At 72.9% G+C, this 17,684-nt stretch carries 15 protein-coding genes; 4 read left to right on the plus strand and 11 right to left on the minus strand.

The window, feature by feature from the left end; all coding sequences use genetic code 11:
- Positions 1–7: 7 nt before the first annotated feature.
- From ACZ4FH_RS05290 to ACZ4FH_RS05300, 3 genes are all read right to left on the minus strand, one after another.
- Positions 8–688 carry an AIM24 family protein gene (locus tag ACZ4FH_RS05290; RefSeq protein WP_385112443.1) on the minus strand — a complete coding sequence of 227 codons (681 nt, stop codon included), beginning with the start codon at positions 686–688 and terminating at the stop codon, positions 8–10.
- Between the two features lie 11 nt (positions 689–699).
- A complete protein-coding gene (locus tag ACZ4FH_RS05295) occupies positions 700–2,373 on the minus strand; it encodes a TerD family protein (RefSeq protein WP_467302366.1) in 1,674 nt (557 codons plus the stop codon).
- Between the two features lie 106 nt (positions 2,374–2,479).
- On the minus strand, positions 2,480–3,100 hold the full coding sequence (locus ACZ4FH_RS05300) for a M48 metallopeptidase family protein (protein WP_467302368.1): 621 nt from the start codon (positions 3,098–3,100) through the stop codon (positions 2,480–2,482).
- Positions 3,101–3,287: 187 nt separating this feature from the next.
- Here ACZ4FH_RS05300 and ACZ4FH_RS05305 point away from each other — a divergent pair, with 187 nt between their 5' ends.
- Both ACZ4FH_RS05305 and ACZ4FH_RS05310 read left to right on the plus strand, forming a co-directional pair.
- Positions 3,288–4,433, plus strand: coding sequence for a ThiF family adenylyltransferase (locus ACZ4FH_RS05305; protein WP_467302370.1), 1,146 nt, complete (start codon positions 3,288–3,290; stop codon positions 4,431–4,433).
- Positions 4,434–4,474: 41 nt separating this feature from the next.
- Entirely contained in the window at positions 4,475–5,998 is a 1,524-nt protein-coding gene (locus tag ACZ4FH_RS05310) for an ABC1 kinase family protein (protein WP_467302371.1), read from the plus strand.
- 37 nt (positions 5,999–6,035) lie between these two features.
- On the opposite strand, the gene ACZ4FH_RS05315 is transcribed toward ACZ4FH_RS05310, so the two are convergent.
- The 5 genes from ACZ4FH_RS05315 to ACZ4FH_RS05335 form a co-directional block, all read right to left on the minus strand.
- Positions 6,036–6,236 carry a hypothetical protein gene (locus tag ACZ4FH_RS05315; RefSeq protein ID WP_467302373.1) on the minus strand — a complete coding sequence of 67 codons (201 nt, stop codon included), beginning with the start codon at positions 6,234–6,236 and terminating at the stop codon, positions 6,036–6,038.
- A gap of 260 nt (positions 6,237–6,496) precedes the next feature.
- A complete protein-coding gene (locus ACZ4FH_RS05320; RefSeq protein ID WP_383634742.1) occupies positions 6,497–6,856 on the minus strand; it encodes a hypothetical protein in 360 nt (119 codons plus the stop codon).
- The gene (locus ACZ4FH_RS05325; protein WP_467302375.1) at positions 6,853–7,221 is read right to left on the minus strand and encodes a WhiB family transcriptional regulator; all 369 of its coding nucleotides are present in this window, start codon (positions 7,219–7,221) and stop codon (positions 6,853–6,855) included. The genes ACZ4FH_RS05320 and ACZ4FH_RS05325 overlap by 4 nt, the downstream gene beginning before the upstream one ends.
- Before the next feature lie 173 nt (positions 7,222–7,394).
- Positions 7,395–7,730, minus strand: coding sequence for a hypothetical protein (locus ACZ4FH_RS05330; RefSeq protein ID WP_467302377.1), 336 nt, complete (start codon positions 7,728–7,730; stop codon positions 7,395–7,397).
- 165 nt (positions 7,731–7,895) lie between these two features.
- Positions 7,896–10,088, minus strand: coding sequence for an ATP-dependent DNA helicase UvrD2 (locus ACZ4FH_RS05335; RefSeq protein ID WP_467302379.1), 2,193 nt, complete (start codon positions 10,086–10,088; stop codon positions 7,896–7,898).
- A 267-nt stretch (positions 10,089–10,355) separates the two neighbouring features.
- On the opposite strand from ACZ4FH_RS05335, the gene ACZ4FH_RS05340 reads away from it, so the two are divergent.
- Positions 10,356–10,598, plus strand: a complete 243-nt coding sequence (locus tag ACZ4FH_RS05340) for a mycoredoxin (RefSeq protein ID WP_073744993.1) — start codon at positions 10,356–10,358, stop codon at positions 10,596–10,598.
- Positions 10,599–10,720: 122 nt separating this feature from the next.
- On the opposite strand, the gene nudC is transcribed toward ACZ4FH_RS05340, so the two are convergent.
- From nudC to ACZ4FH_RS05355, 3 genes are read right to left on the minus strand one after another with little or no spacing between them, the layout of a single operon-like run.
- Positions 10,721–11,665, minus strand: coding sequence for an NAD(+) diphosphatase (gene nudC, locus ACZ4FH_RS05345; protein ID WP_467302382.1), 945 nt, complete (start codon positions 11,663–11,665; stop codon positions 10,721–10,723).
- Between the two features lie 42 nt (positions 11,666–11,707).
- Positions 11,708–13,102, minus strand: coding sequence for a dipeptidase (locus ACZ4FH_RS05350; protein WP_467302384.1), 1,395 nt, complete (start codon positions 13,100–13,102; stop codon positions 11,708–11,710).
- 10 nt (positions 13,103–13,112) lie between these two features.
- A complete protein-coding gene (locus ACZ4FH_RS05355) occupies positions 13,113–16,682 on the minus strand; it encodes a UvrD-helicase domain-containing protein (RefSeq protein ID WP_467302386.1) in 3,570 nt (1,189 codons plus the stop codon).
- 96 nt (positions 16,683–16,778) lie between these two features.
- Between ACZ4FH_RS05355 and ACZ4FH_RS05360 the strand changes: the two genes are divergently transcribed.
- On the plus strand, positions 16,779–17,684 hold the full coding sequence (locus ACZ4FH_RS05360) for an SAM-dependent methyltransferase (RefSeq protein ID WP_467302387.1): 906 nt from the start codon (positions 16,779–16,781) through the stop codon (positions 17,682–17,684).

Here is a 17,684-nt window from a genome sequence, read left to right on the forward strand (position 1 = left end):
CTCCCCGTCAGTTCCGGACGCGCAGCCGGTCGGTGCTGTCCTCGCTCGGCTGGACGACGACGATCCCCTGGCCGGAGAAGGCCATCTGGAACGCCTCGCCGCTGCCCCGCCCGATGAGGGAGGACGCCTTGAAGCTGCGCTTGCCCTTCACCTTCAGGTTCGGGGACCAGGCGACGAGGGCGTCCGGGTCGACGTACGTCTCGTCCTCGCCGCGCCCGCAGTCGACGACGATCGGCGTGCCGCGCGAGGTGATGGCGACCCAGCCGCTGCCGGAGATGCACACGTTCCACAGGCCCTGGCCCGCGAACTTGGCGAGCCCCTTGACCCGCTCGACGCCCCAGGTGAGGCTCGCGTCGAAGGCGAGGACGTTGGTGCCGTTGACCGAGAGCGATTCGTTGTTGAGGTGGACGACGACCACGTCGGCGCCGTAGTCGGCGAGGTAGAGCAGTCCGTCGCCGGTGCACTTCATGAGCGGCATGCCCTCGCCGGTGATCCACTGGGAGGCGATCTGGCGGACGGCCGGCGGGTTGGGCTCGTACTGGATGAAGCCCTCGTACGCGACCATCGAGCCGGTGCGCGCGAAGAGGTCCTGGCCGGTCGCCATGGCGACCTTCAGCATCGAATGGCCGTGGTTCTCCATCCGGGCCGTGACGGGGGTCGGGGCGTAGCCCGCGAGTTGCTGGTTCATGACGGGCTCCCTCAGACCTCGTAGGGCTGGACGACGATGAAGTTGCCGGGGGCGCCCCGGAACTGCAGGTTCACGGTCTCGCCGCTGTGGCCGGGGTAGGCGTTGCGGCGCAGCCGGACCTGGCTGGAGATGATCACCTGGGAGGCCGAGGACCACGCCACCACGGCGTTGCAGTCGGCGAAGGTGGTCGGGGTGACGGGCAGGACCACCGGGGTGCCGTGGGTCTTGACGACGATGGTGCCGCTGCCCTGGAACTGCATGGTGAACAGGGCGCCGCCGGGGATGCCGTGGCCCTCGATCCTGCGGACCTCGTACTGGAGCGACTCGTCGAAGGCGAGGACGTTCTCCGCGGAGACGCAGATGCCGTCGCCCTGGAGCTCGATGGAGTGCAGATGGGAGGCGTCCTCGGCGAGGAAGACCTGGCCGCGGCCGGTACAGCGCATCAGCTGCATCTCCTGGCCGGTGGCGTTGCCGACGATCCGGCCCGCGAAGCCCGCGCCCTTGTAGGAGAAGTCGACCTTGCCCTGGTACATCACCATGCTGCCCTGGCGGGCCAGCACCCCGGCGCCGCCGACGGTGAGGTCGACGCGCATGAGCTTCTGGTTCTGCGGGGTCCAGCGCTGACCGGTCGGGGTCTCCTTGTACGGCTGGAGCGCGGCGACCAGTCCGGCACCGGTCTGCGGCACCCCCTGCGGCATGCCCATCGGGGGCATCCCCTGAGGAGGCATGCCCTGGGGCGGCATTCCCTGCGGCGGCATGCCGGGCGGCTGCTGGCCGTACGGAGCCGGGGCCGGCTGACCGTACGGGGCGGGGGCGGGCTGGCCGAAGGCGGCGGGCGCCTGCGGCGGGACCTGCCCGAACTGCTGCGGGGGCTGCTGGCCGTACGGGGCGGGCGGCGGCGGGGGCGGGACGCTGCCGCCCTGCGGGGCCAGGGGCGCCACGATCGTCGGCGCCGCGTGCATCTGCTGCTGCGGCGTGGGGGCCGGGGCCGCGGGGGCGCCGAAGGACGGGGCCTGAGGCGCGACGGGCTGCGGGGCCTGCGGCGCGGCGGGCGCCGGGGCGGCCGGGGCACCGAACGCGGGCGGCGCCGCGGCCTGCGCGGGCGGGGCGAACCCCGGGGCGGCGGACTGCGGCTGCGGGGCGGCGGGGGCCTCCTCCTCGGCGACCTCGCCGCCGAAGTTCTTCAGGAGTGCTTCGAGACCGCCGTCGAAGCCCTGGCCGACGGCGGCGAACCGCCAGACGTCCTTGAGATAGAAGTCACCCAGCATCACCGCGCGCTCGGTGGTGAATTCCGCGCCGGTGAACGCGTACCGCACCACCTCCTCGCCGCCCGCGACGATCCGGATGTACCCGGGCCCGACCTGCGACATCTGCCCTGCGCCGTCCACCGTCGCGGTGAAGGAGAGCTTGTGGATGTTCGCCGGAATGCGGTCCAGCGTGACGCGGAAGGACTCCGTGTCACCGGCCTGGGCGCCGAGCAGCTGAATGGACTCCTCGGGCGATTTCGGCTGGTTGAAGAAGATGAAATAACGGTCGTCGGACAACTGCTCATTGGCGTCCAGGCCGAAGCAGCTGATGTCGAAGGACAGCCCCGGGCCGGCGATCTGCACCCCTACGTACAGGTCCGTCCCCGGTGTCAGATCACTGATCTTGGCCTTGTGGCCGCGTTGGAATTCCCTGGCCATGCGTAACGACCGTCCCCCATCCGGAAGGTGAATGCGTCGCGCCAGGCTAACCGCAAACTCGGGCACCGGACCAAGCCGGTACCGACCCGGTACAGAATCGCGAACGTCACTCGCCGCGCGCGGCGGGCAGGTGGGGCAGCCGTTCGGCCGCCACGACGCCTTCCAGATAGCCCCGCGCCCGCTCGGTGCGGGGATAGGCGTCGAGCAGCCGCCAGAACCGCGGGCCGTGCCCGGGAACCAGCAGATGCGCCAGCTCGTGGACGAGGACGTAGTCGACGACGTACTCCGGCATGCCCTGCAGCCGGTGCGAGAGGCGGATGCTGCCCTCGGCGGGGGTGCACGAGCCCCAGCGGGTGTTCTGATTGGTGACCCAGCGCACCGACACGGGCCGGGCGCGGCCGTCGAAGTACTGGGCGGACAGCCGCTCCGCGCGCTCCGCCAGCTCGGTGTCACCGAGGGTGCGTTTGTTCTCCTGGGCGGCGAGCTTGTCGAGCATCACACTGACCCAGCGCTGCTCCTCGGCCTCGGACATCCGGGCCGGGATCAGCACGATCGTGCGGTCGCCCTCCCGGTACGCGGAGACCGTTCTGCTGCGGCGGGTGCTCCTGCGGACCTCGACCGCGCTCGTCGCCGACGCACGGGGCTGGTGGTCGGCCGCACTGCGCCGGTGGGTTCCGGCGCGGCGCGCGGAAGTCTCCCCGAAGCCGGGTGACGGGTCGGCGGGCACGCCCCGACGTTACCCGCTGTACGTGGGGGAAGTCCCGCCTCCGGGACGGTTCGCCCATGATCCGTCCCGAGCCTTGCACCATTTGAACGACTAATACCCCTCCCCTGTGGACAACTTTTCCCGCGCTTCCCCGGTCCGTCGCATTCTGGCAATGGATCTCGCACAGCCGCACAGACCGGGGGAAGCCGTGCATCCGATGTTGAAACCCGCATTGCGTCGCGCCTGGCGCGGCAACGGAACCGTGCAATTCGGCGTGACACCCGCGCATGCCGTGAAGGTCGGCCCGATGGACGGGGCGACGGGCTGTTTCCTGGAACTACTCGACGGAACGCGCGGCATGCCGCTGCTGCGCGAGGAGGCCAGAGCGCTCGACCTGAGCGATCACCATGTGGACACGCTGGTGGGACGGCTGTCGGAGGCGGGGCTCGTCGACGACGTGCGGGCGGGCGGTCCGGACGCCGAGGCCCTGCGCGCACGGGCCGACGCGCTGGAGCGCCGGCGGCCCGACCTCGCCTCGCTCTCCGTCGTCCATCCCGAACCGGGCGGTGCGATGCGCCGCCTCGCCGCCCGCCGCTCCATGCGGGTCCAGGTCCGGGGCGCGGGCCGGGTCGGTGCCACGCTCGCGGCGGTGCTGTCGGGGGCCGGGGTCGGCCGGGTCGAGGTCATGGACGGCGGATGCGCGGAGCCCCGGGACGTGGCGCCCGGCGGGCTGCCGCCCTCGGCGGTCGGCGAACGCCGGGACACGGCGGCGGGCCGGCTCGTCCGCCGCTCCTCCCCCGGACCGTTGCCCCGCTCCGGGGGCCGGGGCTCCTGCCACCGGAGCGGTGAGCCGGGACTGTCGCTGATCGTCGTCGCTCCGCGTGACGGATTCACGGCGTACGTCCCCGATCCGGGCACCGCCGAGCCGTGGATCGCCTCGGGCACTCCGCATCTCTATGCCGGGGTCGTGGAGGCGACCGGGTTCGTCGGGCCGCTGGTGCTGCCGGGCGGCACGGCCTGCGCGGGCTGCCTCGACCGGGGGCGGCGCGAGCGGGATCCGCAGTGGCCCCGGATGGTGGCCCAGTGGCGGTCCGGCCGGCGCTCCGGCGCCCAGGCCTGCGATCTCGCCCTGGCGACGGCGGTGGCGGGGCTGGCCGCCGCGCACGCCCTGGCCTTCCTCGACGGAGAGCTGCCGGGCAGCACGGGGGCACGCTGGGAGGCGGCGCTGCCGCTGTTGGACTGGCGGCGGGAACGGATCGCGGCGCACCTCGACTGTTCCTGTGGCGCGGGTGGGCACACTGAGGGGGTGCGCACCTCCGGCGCCGGCGCGGCGCACGACACAATGGCCGGGTAACCGCCGCACGCAGCGCGGCAGTCTGGGAATTGGAGGGGCACATGTCTGATCTTCCCCGGAAGGCGGTCACCCGTACCGCCAAGCTGGCCGCGCTGCCCTTGGGTTTCGCCGGCCGTGCCACGTGGGGGCTGGGCAGGCGCATCGGAGGGAAGTCCGCGGAGCTGGTGGCCCGCGAGGTCCAGCAGCGCACGGCCGATCAGCTCTTCAAGGTGCTGGGCGAGTTGAAGGGCGGGGCGATGAAGCTCGGCCAGGCGCTGTCCGTCTTCGAGTCGGCGCTGCCCGAGGAGGTCGCCGGACCGTACCGGGCGGCTCTGACCAAACTCCAGGAGGCCGCGCCCCCGTTGCCGGCGGCCACGGTCCACGCGGTGCTGGAGGAGCGGCTCGGTGAGGGGTGGCGGGAGCTGTTCCTGGAGTTCGACGACAGGCCGTCGGCCGCCGCCTCGATCGGCCAGGTGCACCGGGCGGTGTGGCACGACGGCCGGGATGTCGCGGTGAAGGTGCAGTATCCGGGCGCCGGAGAGGCGTTGCTCTCCGATCTGACGCAGCTGAGCCGGTTCGCCCGGCTGCTCGGCCCGCTGGTTCCGGGCATGGACATCAAGCCGCTCATCACGGAGCTGCGCGACCGGGTGTCGGAGGAGCTGGACTACGAGCAGGAGGCGCGGTCGCAGCGGGAGCACGCCGAGGAGTTCGCGGACGATCCCGATGTGGTGGTCCCCGGGGTGGTCCACCAGGGCGAGCAGGTGCTGGTCACCGAGTGGGTCGACGGGGTGCCGCTGGCCGAGGTGATCAGCGGGGGAACCCGCGAGCAGCGGGACCGGGCCGGGCAGTTGCTCGCCCGGTTCCTGTTCTCGGGTCCGGCGCGCACGGGGCTGCTGCACGCGGACCCGCACCCGGGGAACTTCCGGTTGCTGCCTCCGGCCGGTGACGAGGGCGCGGACCCTCGGGACGGGGTGGACGGCTGGCGGCTGGGGGTGCTGGACTTCGGGACCGTGGACCGGCTGCCCGGCGGACTGCCCCGGCCCATCGGGGACTCCTTGCGGCTGACGCTCGGGGGCGACGCCGTCGCGGTGTACGAGATGCTGCGCGCGGAGGGGTTCGTCAAGGACTCCATCGACCTCGATCCCGAAGCGGTGCTCGACTATCTCCTGCCGATCATCGAGCCGGCCGAGGTGGAGGAGTTCACCTTCACCCGGGGGTGGATGCGCAGCCAGGCCGCGCGCATAGCGGACCCCCGCTCGCCCGCCCATCAGCTGGGCAAACAGTTGAACCTGCCGCCCTCCTATCTGCTGATACACCGGGTGACGCTGAGCACGATCGGGGTGCTGTGCCAGTTGGGCGCCACGGTCCGGCTGCGCGACGAACTGGAGTCCTGGCTCCCGGGGTTCGTCCTGCCGGAGGCCGCGACCGCCGACGGAACCCCCGCCGGAACCGACCCCGAATTCACCGCCGAGTCCTCCGACGAGCCCGACACCGAGCCGGCCGTCGAACCGGCCGTCGAACCGGGCGTCGAACCGAGGACGAAGGCGGAGGTAGAAGTGAAGCCGGAGCCGGCGGACATGGTGTGAGTGGGTTCCGGCGGGGTGTCCCGGTGGGCTCCGGCCGTCACCACCAGGTCGAGTCGAGGCGGCCCTCGACCGCTCTGATGTGGGCGCGGGAGCAGACCTCGCAGAAGTAGCGGCGGCTGCCGTTCTCCACGGAGAAGAGCCAGGTCGGGGGCGGGGTGCCGTTCTCGGCGCGGGCGCCGCACAGCGCGCACACGATGTCGTCGGGACCGGCCTCTCCGGGGTGCTGGTGCTCGTCCATCTCGTGACGATAACGCCGTCCTCGCGCCCCCGCCTCCACAGCGGCCGGCTCCCCGGCCCCGGCTCCCGCCCGCCTCCACCGGGCATCGAGGCCCCGACGAGCGAGGGTCACGGCGGGCCGGTCCCGCGCACACGACCGCGGGGCCGGTCCGAGCGGACCGGCCCCGCGGTAGGGGTACTGCTGTGGGTGGTGGTGCGGGCCGGGGCACGGAGAGCGGCCGTGCCCCGGCGGGTACTGCGGGTACTGCGGTCCTGCTCGGGTCAGTGCATGACCGCCATGGCGAGCGCGCGGCGGGCGCGCATCGAGGCGCGCTCGGCCCGGCGCTGCATGCGGCGGGCGGCCACCAGGCGCAGGGCCTGGCGCTCCGACTCCGCTTCGCGCAGGCGGTCGTGCATATGGGCACGAGCCAGGGCTTCTGGGATGAGTTGCATCTCACGGGTCCTGTTCTGACGCGAGTCGTTCGCGCCGATGATGGTGACGTCCGGTGTCGCGGAGCCGACGGGCTCACTGGTGGGGAGGGTCATTGCTGCCTGGTTTCGGGGGTCGTGGGTGAGGGGACGGTCGATGGTTCCGATGCGCTTCAGGTGCTTGGGGGCCGGAACCCCCAGGTCGGCGGTCACGCCGCGACCGGGTTCTTGCGCGGACGGCCACGGGGCCGCTTGCGGGCGACGACGACGCCCTGGATGAAGAGCTCACCGCCCCAGACGCCCCAGGGCTCGCGGCGCTCCTTGGCGCCGGCGAGGCAGGCCTCGACGAGCGGACAGGTCCGGCAGAGGGACTTGGCGTACTCGACGTCGGCCGGCGACTCGGCGAAGAAGACCTCCGGGTCGTAGGAGCGGCAGGGGACGGGTACGCCGAGGTTCTCGATGGCGTCGTCGAGCGCGGTGAGCGCGGTGAGGGGCATCAAGGTGGAGTCCTCCGTGGAGCCGGGCGGGGGGATCGTGTCGGAAGGCGGTACGGACGGGGCGTGCGCTTCGAGTTGCACGGTGGTGGTGTCCTCGTCTGGTCGTTTCCGGCGTGTTGGCCGGGGGGTGGCTGGTACCAGGTCCTGCTTGTTCCGAGGCTCCTTCGTGCTGTCTCGTCCGTTCGGACAAAACAAAAGGGCCGCGGATCCCGAGTGGGGTTCCGCGGCCCTGAAGGCGCCGGCCTGATCGTCGATCAGGCTGGATCACTCCAGGGTTCAGGCCCACGGAAGGCCCACATCGTGTGGTGGTGCGTCATCTTCTGACCGGCTTCGGCTCCCGCTCCCGCACCGACGGCGGCAAAGGCATAGGCCTGGGCCTGTCCCTTCGCTACTGCTGCTGCCGGTGCCTGGGCCGGTCGCTCATTGCGCTCCCGCACGGGAAGGCTCGACAGAGACAGCGGACCGAAGGCAGGAATGCCGGACAGACCGGTGCCGCGCAGCGAGACATCCTTGGAGCAGGCGAGGCCGAGCGAGCAGGCGGAGACGACCGAGAGATCGGTCATTTTGTTGGTCTCGATGATGCTGATCACTTCAATCGCCTCCTCTCGGCGTCTCGGGGGACCGGGTGAACCGGTCCTGCGTATTTGGATAAGTACAGCACAGGATCCGGGCTTCAGAGAAGCCGCTGTTCCCGTGGTTAAGAACCTATGGTGATGACTGGGGCGGGCGCAAACTATTTTTCCGACGAGTTTTTCTCATTCCTCGCCGTCGTCCTCCTCGGACCGGTCGAACCCGTCCCCACCTGCGCAGATGTCCAGCACGGCGGCGCCGAACCGGCCCAGCTTCCGCGCGCCGACCCCGGAGATCCCGGCCAGCTCGCCCTCGGTGCCGGGCACGGCCTCCGCGATGGCCATCAGGGTCTTGTCGGTGAACACGCAGTAGGCGGGCTGGCCGATCTCACCGGCGCGGACGGCGCGCCAGTCCCGCAGCCGCTCGTACAGCGCCTCGTCCATGTCGGACGGGCAGTCGTCGCAGCGCATCAGCTTCATCTCGCCGGCGTCGGTCAGGGTCCTGCCGCAGACCCGGCACCGCGCGGGCCCGCGCTGCCGGCGGCGGGCGGCACCGGCCGGGCGCTCGACGCCTCCGCCGCCGACGGCCGCGGCGCGGCCGCCGGGGGCCGTCGAGCCGGGGCGCAGCCCGTTCAGGAACCGGCTGGGGCGGCGGTTCGCCCGGCCGCCGGGCGAGCGGGCCAGCGACCAGGACAGGCCGAGGTGGAGTCGGGCCCGGGTGACGCCGACGTAGAGCAGCCGGCGCTCCTCCTCGATCTGCTCGTCCGTCCTGGCGTAGGTGATCGGCATCATGCCCTCGGTGAGCCCGACCAGGAACACGGCGTCCCACTCCAGGCCCTTGGCCGAGTGCAGGGAGGCGAGGGTGACGCCCTGGACGGTGGGGGCGTGCTGGGCCGCGGCCCGCGCGTCGAGTTCGGCGACGAGGTCGGAGAGGGTGGCGCCGGGCCTGGCCCGTTCGAAGTCCTCGGCGAGCCGGACCAGGGCGGCCAGGGACTCCCAGCGGTCACGCACCGCTCCCGATCCGGCGGGCGGCTCGGCGCTCCAGCCCAGGGCCGAGAGCACGGCGCGCACCTCGGAGGGCAGGCCCTCGGCGTCGTCCAGCAGGGAGTCGTTGGAACCGGCGCGTGCCGCGCCGCGCAGCGCCACTCCCGCCTCGCGCACCTCGGCCCGTTCGAAGAACCGCTCCGCGCCCCGGAGCTGGTAGGGCACGCCGGCGTCCGCGAGGGCCTGCTCGTAGACCTCGGACTGCGCGTTGACCCGGAAGAGCACGGCGATCTCGCCGGCCGGGACCCCGGCGGCGATCAGGTCGCGGATGCGGCGGGCGGTGCCCTCGGCCTCGGCGGGCTCGTCCGCGTATTCCACGTAGGAGGGCTCGGGGCCGGGCTCGCGCTGCGAGACCAGGGCGAGGCGGTGCTCGGCGGCCCGGCCGCGGGCCTGGGAGAGCAGTCCGTTGGCCAGGTGGACGACCTGCGGGGTGGAGCGGTAGTCCCGGACGAGCTTGACGACGGTGGCCCCGGGGTGGCGGGTGCGGAAGTTCAGCAGGTGGTCCGGGGTGGCTCCGGTGAAGGAGTAGATCGTCTGGCTGGCGTCGCCGACGACGCAGAGGCTGTCCCGGTCGCCGAGCCAGAGGTCCAGGAGCCGCTGCTGGAGCGGGCTGACGTCCTGGTACTCGTCGACCACGAAGTGCTGGTACTGGCGGCGGACGTGGTCGGCGATGTCGTGGCGGTCCTGGAGGACGGCGACGGTGAGGAGCAGGACGTCCTCGAAGTCGATCACCGAGCGGTCGCGCTTCAGCTGCTCGTACATCGCGTAGACCTGGGAGATCTCGGCGGGGTCGCGCGGGGCCTCGCGCTGGGACTTGGCGACGACCGCCGGGTAGTCGGCGGGGACGGTCTGGGTGACCTTGGCCCATTCGATCTCGCCGGTGACATCGCGCAGCTCGGTGCGATCGAGCCGGATGCGGCAGCGGGTGGCGGCCTCGGCGACCAGCTGGACCTTGCGCTCCAGCAGCCGGGGCAGGTCACCGCCGACTGCTTTCGGCCAGAAGTACTGGAGCTGGCGGAGGGCCGCGGAGTGGAAGGTGCGGGCCTGGACGCCCTCCGCGCCGAGCTGGCGGAGGCGTCCGCGCATCTCCCCGGCAGCGCGGTTGGTGAACGTGACGGCCAGCACGCTGGTCGGCTGGAGGATCCCGGCCCGCACCCCGTAGGCGATGCGGTGCGTGATCGCCCGGGTCTTGCCCGTACCGGCTCCGGCCAGCACGCAGACCGGTCCCTGGAGGGCCACGGCGACCTCGCGCTGCTCGGGGTCGAGCCCGTCCAGGACGGCGTCGGCGGAGTCGGGGACCTGAGGGAAGAGGGTGGAATGCGTTGCTGATGTCACCCCGCCATGCTGCCAGGTCGTGAGGGGCGGGAGCGGGGCCTGTCCACAGGGGTGCCGTATTAGTAGGACCGGCGCGGGTCGTGCGAGGGGCGTTCCGGCACGGCGTAATCCCGGACACCCGGGGGCGGTCGCGGGAATGGTGGCCAGGTCACGTACGTTCCCCTTCCGTGCGGCAACGCGCGCCCCGGCGGTCCGGACGTGAGGGATCGCACCGTGACGGGGCGTGGTGGGGTGCCGGAACCGAATGAGACAGAGGAGCGCGAAGACATGCCGGGCACTGTGACGATGTACAGCACCACGTGGTGCGGCTACTGCCGTCGGCTCAAGGGCCAGATGGACCGCGAGGGCATCGCGTACACCGAGGTCAACATCGAGCTGGACCCGGAGTCGGCGGCCTTTGTCGAGAAGGCGAATGGCGGAAACCAGACGGTTCCGACCGTGCTCTTCCCGGACGGTTCGACCCTGACGAACCCCTCGCTGGCCCAGGTCAAGCAGAAGATCGGCGCCTGATCCGACCGTCCGGTCCGGCGCCGCCCGCGGAGCCGGACCACGACCGCCCGCCGTTTCCCGTCCGCGAGGGCGGGGAGCGGCGGGCGGTCGCGTTCGTGCCGGGACCGGGGACCGGGGACCGGTCAGCTCGCGCGGACCGGCTTCGGGAGCGGCTTGCCGTACCAGCTCTCGATCAGGCGGGAGGCGATCGAGATGCCGAACGGGGGAAGCATCTCGCCCGATTCGAAGGCGGCGGTCAGTTCCTCGCGGGAGAACCAGCGGGCCTCCTCGATCTCCTCGCCGTCGACGTTGATCTCGAAGGTCTCGGCCCGCGCCATGAAGCCGAGCATCAGGCTGGAGGGGAAGGGCCAGGGCTGGCTGGCCAGGTACTCGACCTCGCCGACGGTGATGCCCGCCTCCTCGAACACCTCGCGGGCCACGGACTGCTCGATCGACTCACCGGGCTCGACGAATCCGGCCAGGGTGGAGAAGCGGCCCTCGGGCCAGTGGACCTGGCGGCCGAGCAGCGCGCGGTCCTGGTCGTCGGTGACGAGCATGATGACCGCCGGGTCGGTGCGGGGGTAGTGCTCGGCGCCGCAGGCCGGGCAGCGGCGGATGTGGCCGGCGGCCGCGATCACCGTGCGCTCGCCGCAGCGCGAGCAGAAGCGGTGCAGCCGCTGCCAGTTCTCCAGCGCCACCGCGTGCACCATCAGTCCGGCGTCGCGGGGGCCGAGGAGCAGTCCGGCCTCGCGCAGACCGGCCGGGCGGGCCGACTGGTCCATGCGGCCGGGCAGTGAGTCCTTCTGGAGCGCGAAGTAGCTGACCCCGTCCGCGTCCGTGCCGAGGAAGTAGCGGTGGGTCTCGGTGACCGGGGCCTCGAAGGCCGGGGTCATCACGAGTTCGGTGCCGTCCTCGGTGTCGTCGATCAGCGCCTGCCCTCCGGAGACGACGAAGACCCGGGTCGTCGGGTGGCTCCACGCGGCGGCCAGCCAGGCCTCGTCGAGGCGGTGGTGCGCGGCGCGGTCGATGCCGCTGGGCGCGGTCAGGCCGATGGGACGGTCCGTGGTGGCGTTGTCGAAGGTGCTCACAGGTGCTTCCTACTCCCCCGGGATGGATCGGGTGTTCAGGATTCAGCGGAGTGCGGCCGCCAGTTCGCCCCAGAGATGGGCGGTGGTCTCCACACCCTTGAACAGGAGGTCCAGTTCGACCTTCTCGTCGGGGGCGTGCCAGCCGTCGGACGGTACGGAGATGCCCAGGAAGAGGACGGGGGCGCCGAGCACGTCCTGGAGGTCCGCAGCGGGTCCCGAGCCTCCTTCGCGGGTGAAGAGGATCTTCCGGTCGAAGGCCCGGCCCATGGCGCGGGCCACGGCCTGCAGGGCGGGGTGGTCCAGCGGCGTGAGGCAGGGCCGGGTGGCCGGGAGGAAGGTGATGGTCCGGCTGATTCCCGCGGGGACGCGGGACTCGGCCCAGGCGCGGACGACCCGCTGGACGTGGTCGGGGTCCTGGCCGGCGACCAGCCGGAAGCTGATCTTCGCGCGGGCGGCGGAGGGGATGATGGTCTTGCTTCCGGCGCCCTGGTAGCCGCCGCCGATGCCGTTGACCTCGGCGGTGGGGCGGGCCCAGATCCGCTCCAGCGTGGAGTATCCGGCCTCGCCCGAGGCGGCGCCGGAGCGGGCGGTGCGCAGCCAGGTCGCCTCGTCGAAGGGCAGCTCGGCGAAGAGGGCGCGTTCGGTTTCGGTCAGCTCGGCCACCCCGTCGTAGAAACCGGGGACCGCGACCCGTCCGTCGGCGTCGTGGAGCGCGGCGACCAGCCGGGCGATCTCGGTGGCCGGGTTGGGGACGGCTCCGCCGAAGGATCCGGAGTGGATGTCCTGGTCCGGTCCGCGCAGCTCGATCTCGCACTCGGCGAGGCCGCGCATGCCGGTGCAGACGGTCGGGGTGGTCTCGTCCCACATGCCGGTGTCGGAGACGATCACGGCGTCCGCGGCGAGGCGGCCGGCCCGCTGCTCGACCAGGGCCCGGAAGTGCGGGGAACCGGACTCCTCCTCGCCCTCGACGAGGAGCTTGAGGTGGACGGCGGGGGCGGTGCGGCCGGTCGTGGCGAGGTGGGCGCGGACGCCCAGCGTGTGGAAGAACACCTGCCCCTTGTCGTCGGCCGCGCCCCGCCCGTACATCCGTCCGTCGCGGATCACCGGCTCGAAGGGGTCGGTGCTCCAGCCGTCCTCGCGGGCGGCGGGCTGGACGTCGTGGTGTCCGTACACGAGGACCGTGGGGGCGTCCGGGTCGTCGGAGGGCCACTCGGCGAACACGGCGGGCGCGCCGTCGGTCTCCCAGACCTCGGCGACCGGGAATCCGGTCTCCTTCAGCTTGGCGGACAGCCACTCGGCACTGCGCCGTACGTCCCCGTCGTGCTCCGGCTGGGCGGATACGGAGGGGATGCGCAGCCACTCGGCGAGGTCGTCGAGGAAGGCCGCGCGGTGCTGCTCGGTGTACGTACGGACGGCGTTGTCCGGGGTGTCGCTCATGACCTTCAGCTTATCGGGCCGCGGGCGGTGGCTCGTCCAGGAGGATCCGCTCCAGTTCGGGCCGGCCCGGGAGCCGGGCCGGCCGGACGCACTCGCCGGTGCGGACGAAGACGAAGGTGGCGGTGACGTCGGTGAGCGGCAGACCGTGCAGTTCGGCCCAGGCCAGCCGGTAGACGGCGAGCTGGAGCGGGTCGGCGGTGAGGGTGCGGCTGGTCTTCCAGTCGACGATCTCGTACGTGTCGCCCGTGCGGTACACGGCGTCGATACGGCCCCGGATCACCCGGCCGGCCAGGGTGATCTGGAACGGGGTCTCCACGCGGTACGGGGTGCGCCGGGCGTACGGGGTGCGCTCGAAGGCCTCCTTCAGTTCGGCGAGATCGCGCTCGTCGGCGATGTCGGTGTCGTTCTCGTCACCCCCGGGCAGTTCGTCGGGGCCGAGCAGGGGCAGCGGCAGTTCCTCGAAGCGGGACTCGACCCAGGCGTGGAAGCGGGTGCCGCGGCGGGCGGCGGGCTGCGGGGGCCGGGGCATGGGCCGGGCCAGCTCCTGCGCGAAGCCGTCCGGGTCGTCGGCCAGGCGCAGCAGCTGGGTGGCGGAGAGCGAGGCCGGTACGAGGACGTCGCGCACGGTGGCGCGGGCGCGGCGCAGCTCTCCGGCGAGGGCGTCGAGGTCGCGGTCCCAGGAGGCCAGGGTGCGGGCCTCCTCCGGGGTGAGCCGGCCGTTCGCCCGCTCGGGGGCGCGGGCCGCGGGGACGTGCGGGGCGGCCGTCCGGGCGGGGGCGGGGGCCGGGCCGTCGTCGGGGCGCGTGGGCGCCTGGTCGCGGGCCGGGCGGCCGGCGGGCCGCTGCTCGTCGGGGAACGGCCCGTCCTGCGGGAACGGCTCGTCCTCGGGGAACGGCTCCTCGTCCGGGAACGGCTCCTCGTCCGAAAAAGGGTCCTCGTCCGGGAACGGGTCCCCGTCCGGGAACGGGTCCCCGTCCGGGAAGGTGTCCCCGTCCGCGAAGAGGCTGCCGTCCGCCCAGGGCTCCTCGGGGACGGCGTCGTGCGCAACGGCGTCCGGGGCCGGGCCGCCGGACTCCAGGGCGGTCAGATGGGCCATGACGAGGTCGGCGGCGGCGCGGCGGCGGGCGAGCGCGGTGCCGTCCAGGGGCAGCGGCCAGGCGTGGTCGGCGGCGGCCCCGTCCAGGGACGGGTTCTCGGCGTCCTCGGCGGGCTCGTCCGCCCATGCCTCGATCTCGCCGTGGCCGGCGGCGCAGTGGTCGTACAGGGCGTGCAGGAAGGCGGAGGGGCCGCGCGGCTTCTTCTGGTCGGGGCCCCACCAGTGGCCGGAGCCGAGGAGCAGGCTCCGGGGGCGGGTGAAGGTGACGTAGCCGAGGCGCAGCTCCTCGGTGTTCTGGTGGTCCTTCATCTCCTCCTTGAAGCCCTTGAGCCCGCGGGCGTCGAAGGTGTCCAGGGCGGGGAGGGTGGCGGTGTCGCCGCGCAGGGCGTGCGGGAGGACCTGGGGCTGGGTGGTCCAGGCCTCGCGGGCCCTGCTGCTGGGGAACTGGCCGGTGACCAGGCCGGGCACGGCCACCACGTCCCATTCCAGGCCCTTGGACTTGTGGGCGGTGAGGACCTTGACGGTGTTCTCGCCGCCGGGCAGCGCGTTGTCGAGGCCCTTCTCGTACTGGACGGCGGTGCGCAGGAAGGCGAGGAAGGCGAGGAGGGTGGCCTCGCCGTCGACGGCGGCGAAGCGGGCGGCGACGTCGAGGAAGTTGGCCAGGGTCTCGCGGCGGCGGGCTGCCAGGGCCTGCGGGGAGGCGGACAGCTCGACCTCCAGGCCGGTGGCGGCCAGCACCCGGTGCAGGACGTCCATCAGCGGGTCGGCGAGCGAGCGGCGCAGCTCGCGCAGCTCGGCGGCGAGCCGGGCGAAGCGGACGCGGGCCTCGGTGGAGAAGGGCAGCCGGTCGTCCTCGCCGCCGGAGTCGAGGAAGGTGTCCAGGGCGTCGGCCAGCGAGATGACCTCGGCCGGGTCGACGCCCTCCACGGCCTCGGCGAGCCTGCGGTCGGGGTCGGCGTCCTCGCCGTGGGCGGCCCGGTGGACGAGGAGGCGGGCGCGGCGGCCGAGGAGGGCCAGGTCGCGCGGGCCGATCCGCCAGCGGGGGCCGGTGAGCAGCCGGACCAGGGAGGCGTTGGCCCCCGGGTCCTGGAGGACCTCGCAGACGGCGACGAGGTCGGCGACCTCGGGCAGGTGGAGCAGTCCGGACAGGCCGACCACCTCGACCGGGACGTCGCGGGCGACCAGCGCGGCCTGGATCTGCGGGAAGTCCCCCGCGGTGCGGCACAGGACGGCGATCTCGCCGGGTGCGGTGCCGGTGCGCACCAGATGGGCGATCGCGTCCGCGAGCCAGGCGATCTCCTCGCCGTGGGTGGGCAGCAGGGCGCAGCGGACCAGGCCGTCGCGCTCGGCCCCGGGGGCGGGGCGCAGGGCCTCGACGCCCTCGTGCATGGCGCGCAGCGGGGCGGCGAGCCCGTTGGCGAGGTGCAGCAGGCGGCCGCCGCTGCGGCGGTTCTCGCTGAGGGAGTACCGGGCGGCGGGGGTGCCGTCGGCGTGCGGGAAGTGGCGGGGGAAGTCGTCGAGGTTGGCGACGGAGGCGCCGCGCCAGCCGTAGATGGCCTGGCAGGGGTCGCCGACGGCGGTGACGGCGTGGCCGGTCGGGACGCCGCCGGGGCCGCTGCCGAAGAGGGCGGAGAGCAGGAGCCGCTGGGCGACGGAGGTGTCCTGGTACTCGTCGAGCAGGACCACCCGGTACTCCTCGCGCAGGAGGGCGCCGACCTCGGGGCGGGTGAGGGCCAGCTCGGCGGAGAGGGCGATCTGGTCGCCGAAGTCGAGGAGGTCGCGGGCGCGCTTGGCGTCCCGGTAGCGGCGGGTGAGCGCGAGCAGCTCCCGGCGGGCCCCGGCGGTCTCCGGGATCTTCCGCAGGTCGGCGTTGGTGAGCCGGGCGCTCTCCAGGGTGTGCAGCAGCCCCGTGTCGTACGCGGCGAGCTGTTCGGGGCGTACGAGGTGTTCGGCCAGCTCGGCGTCGAGGGCCAGCACATCGCTGACGAGCGTGGGGAACGACCTGGTCAGCGCGGGGTACGGGCCGGGGGCCTCGCGCAGCACGCGGGCGGCGAGCTGGTAGCGCGTGGCGTCGGCGAGGAGCCGGGTGGTGGGCTCCAGTCCGATCCTCAGCCCGTGGTCGGTGAGCAGCTTCCCGGCGAAGGCGTGGTACGTGGAGATGCCGGGCTCGCCCGGGGGGTCGTCCGGGTCGAGGGTGTCGGGGTCGGTGACCCCGGCGGCGACCAGGGCCCTGCGGACGCGCTCGGCCAGCTCGCCGGCCGCCTTGTTGGTGAAGGTGAGGCCGAGGACCTGCTCGGGGGCGACCTGTCCGGTCCCGACGAGCCACACCACGCGCGCAGCCATCACCGTGGTCTTGCCGGACCCGGCGCCGGCGACGATCACCTGGGGGGCGGGCGGCGCGACGATGCACGCGGTCTGCTCCGGGGTGAAGGGGATCCCCAGGAGCTCCTTGAGCTGCTCGGGATCGGTGAGGCGAGGGGACACTCCACCGAGGCTAACCGGCCCCACCGACAACCTCCGCCCCCGCTCACCGTCTACATTGACTGCCTGTCGCATCAACAGCCTTACGAGGACGGTCATATGAGCGCCGACGCCCCCGCCCCGGACGCCGCGGAACTCCGGGAGCGCATCGACACGACGAAGGCGCACCCGGCGCGGGTCTACGACGTCTTCCTCGGCGGCAAGGACAACTATCCGGCGGACCGGGAGGCCGCGGCCATGGCGCTGCGCGCCAATCCGCGCGGATACCTCACGGTGCGGCACAACCGGGACTTCATGCGGCGGGCGGTGACCCTGGCCGCCGAGGCCGGGGTGCGGCAGTTCCTGGACGTCGGCACGGGGCTGCCCACGCAGCAGAACGTGCACCAGATCGTCCAGGCGATCGCCCCGGACGCCCGGGTGGTGTACGTGGACAACGACCCGGTCGTCCTCGTCCACGCGCAGGCCCTGCTGACCAGCGGTCCGGAGGGGCGCACCGACTACATCGAGGCGGATCTGCGCGATCCGGACACGATCCTGGAGGCGGCCCGCCGCACCCTGGACCTGGACCGGCCGGTGGCCCTGGTGCTCGCCGCGGTGCTGCACTTCATCGAGGACGACGAGGCGTACCCGATCGTCGAGCGGCTGCTCGGCGCCCTGGCGCCCGGCAGCCATCTGATCCTGAGCAATCTCAGCTCGGACCTCAACCCCGAGCAGGTCGGGCAGGTGACGAAGGCGTTCGAGGAGCGCGGTTTCGCCATGGTCCGCCGCTCGCGCGCCCAGGTGGAGCGCTTCGTCACCGACAACGGCCTGGAGATGCTGGAGCCGGGTGTCGTTCCGGTGCACCGGTGGCGTCCCGAGGAGGTCGTGGACCTGCCGGAGGCCGCCGATCCGGACCCGGAGTTCGTGGCGGGTCTGGACGCGCTGGACCGTACGCGCTACCGGCGGATCGACGACGTCACGGACGCGGACGTGAGCGTGTACGGGGTGGTGGCCCGCAAGGTCTGA

The sequence above is a fragment of the Streptomyces sp. NPDC024555 genome (assembly GCF_055559335.1).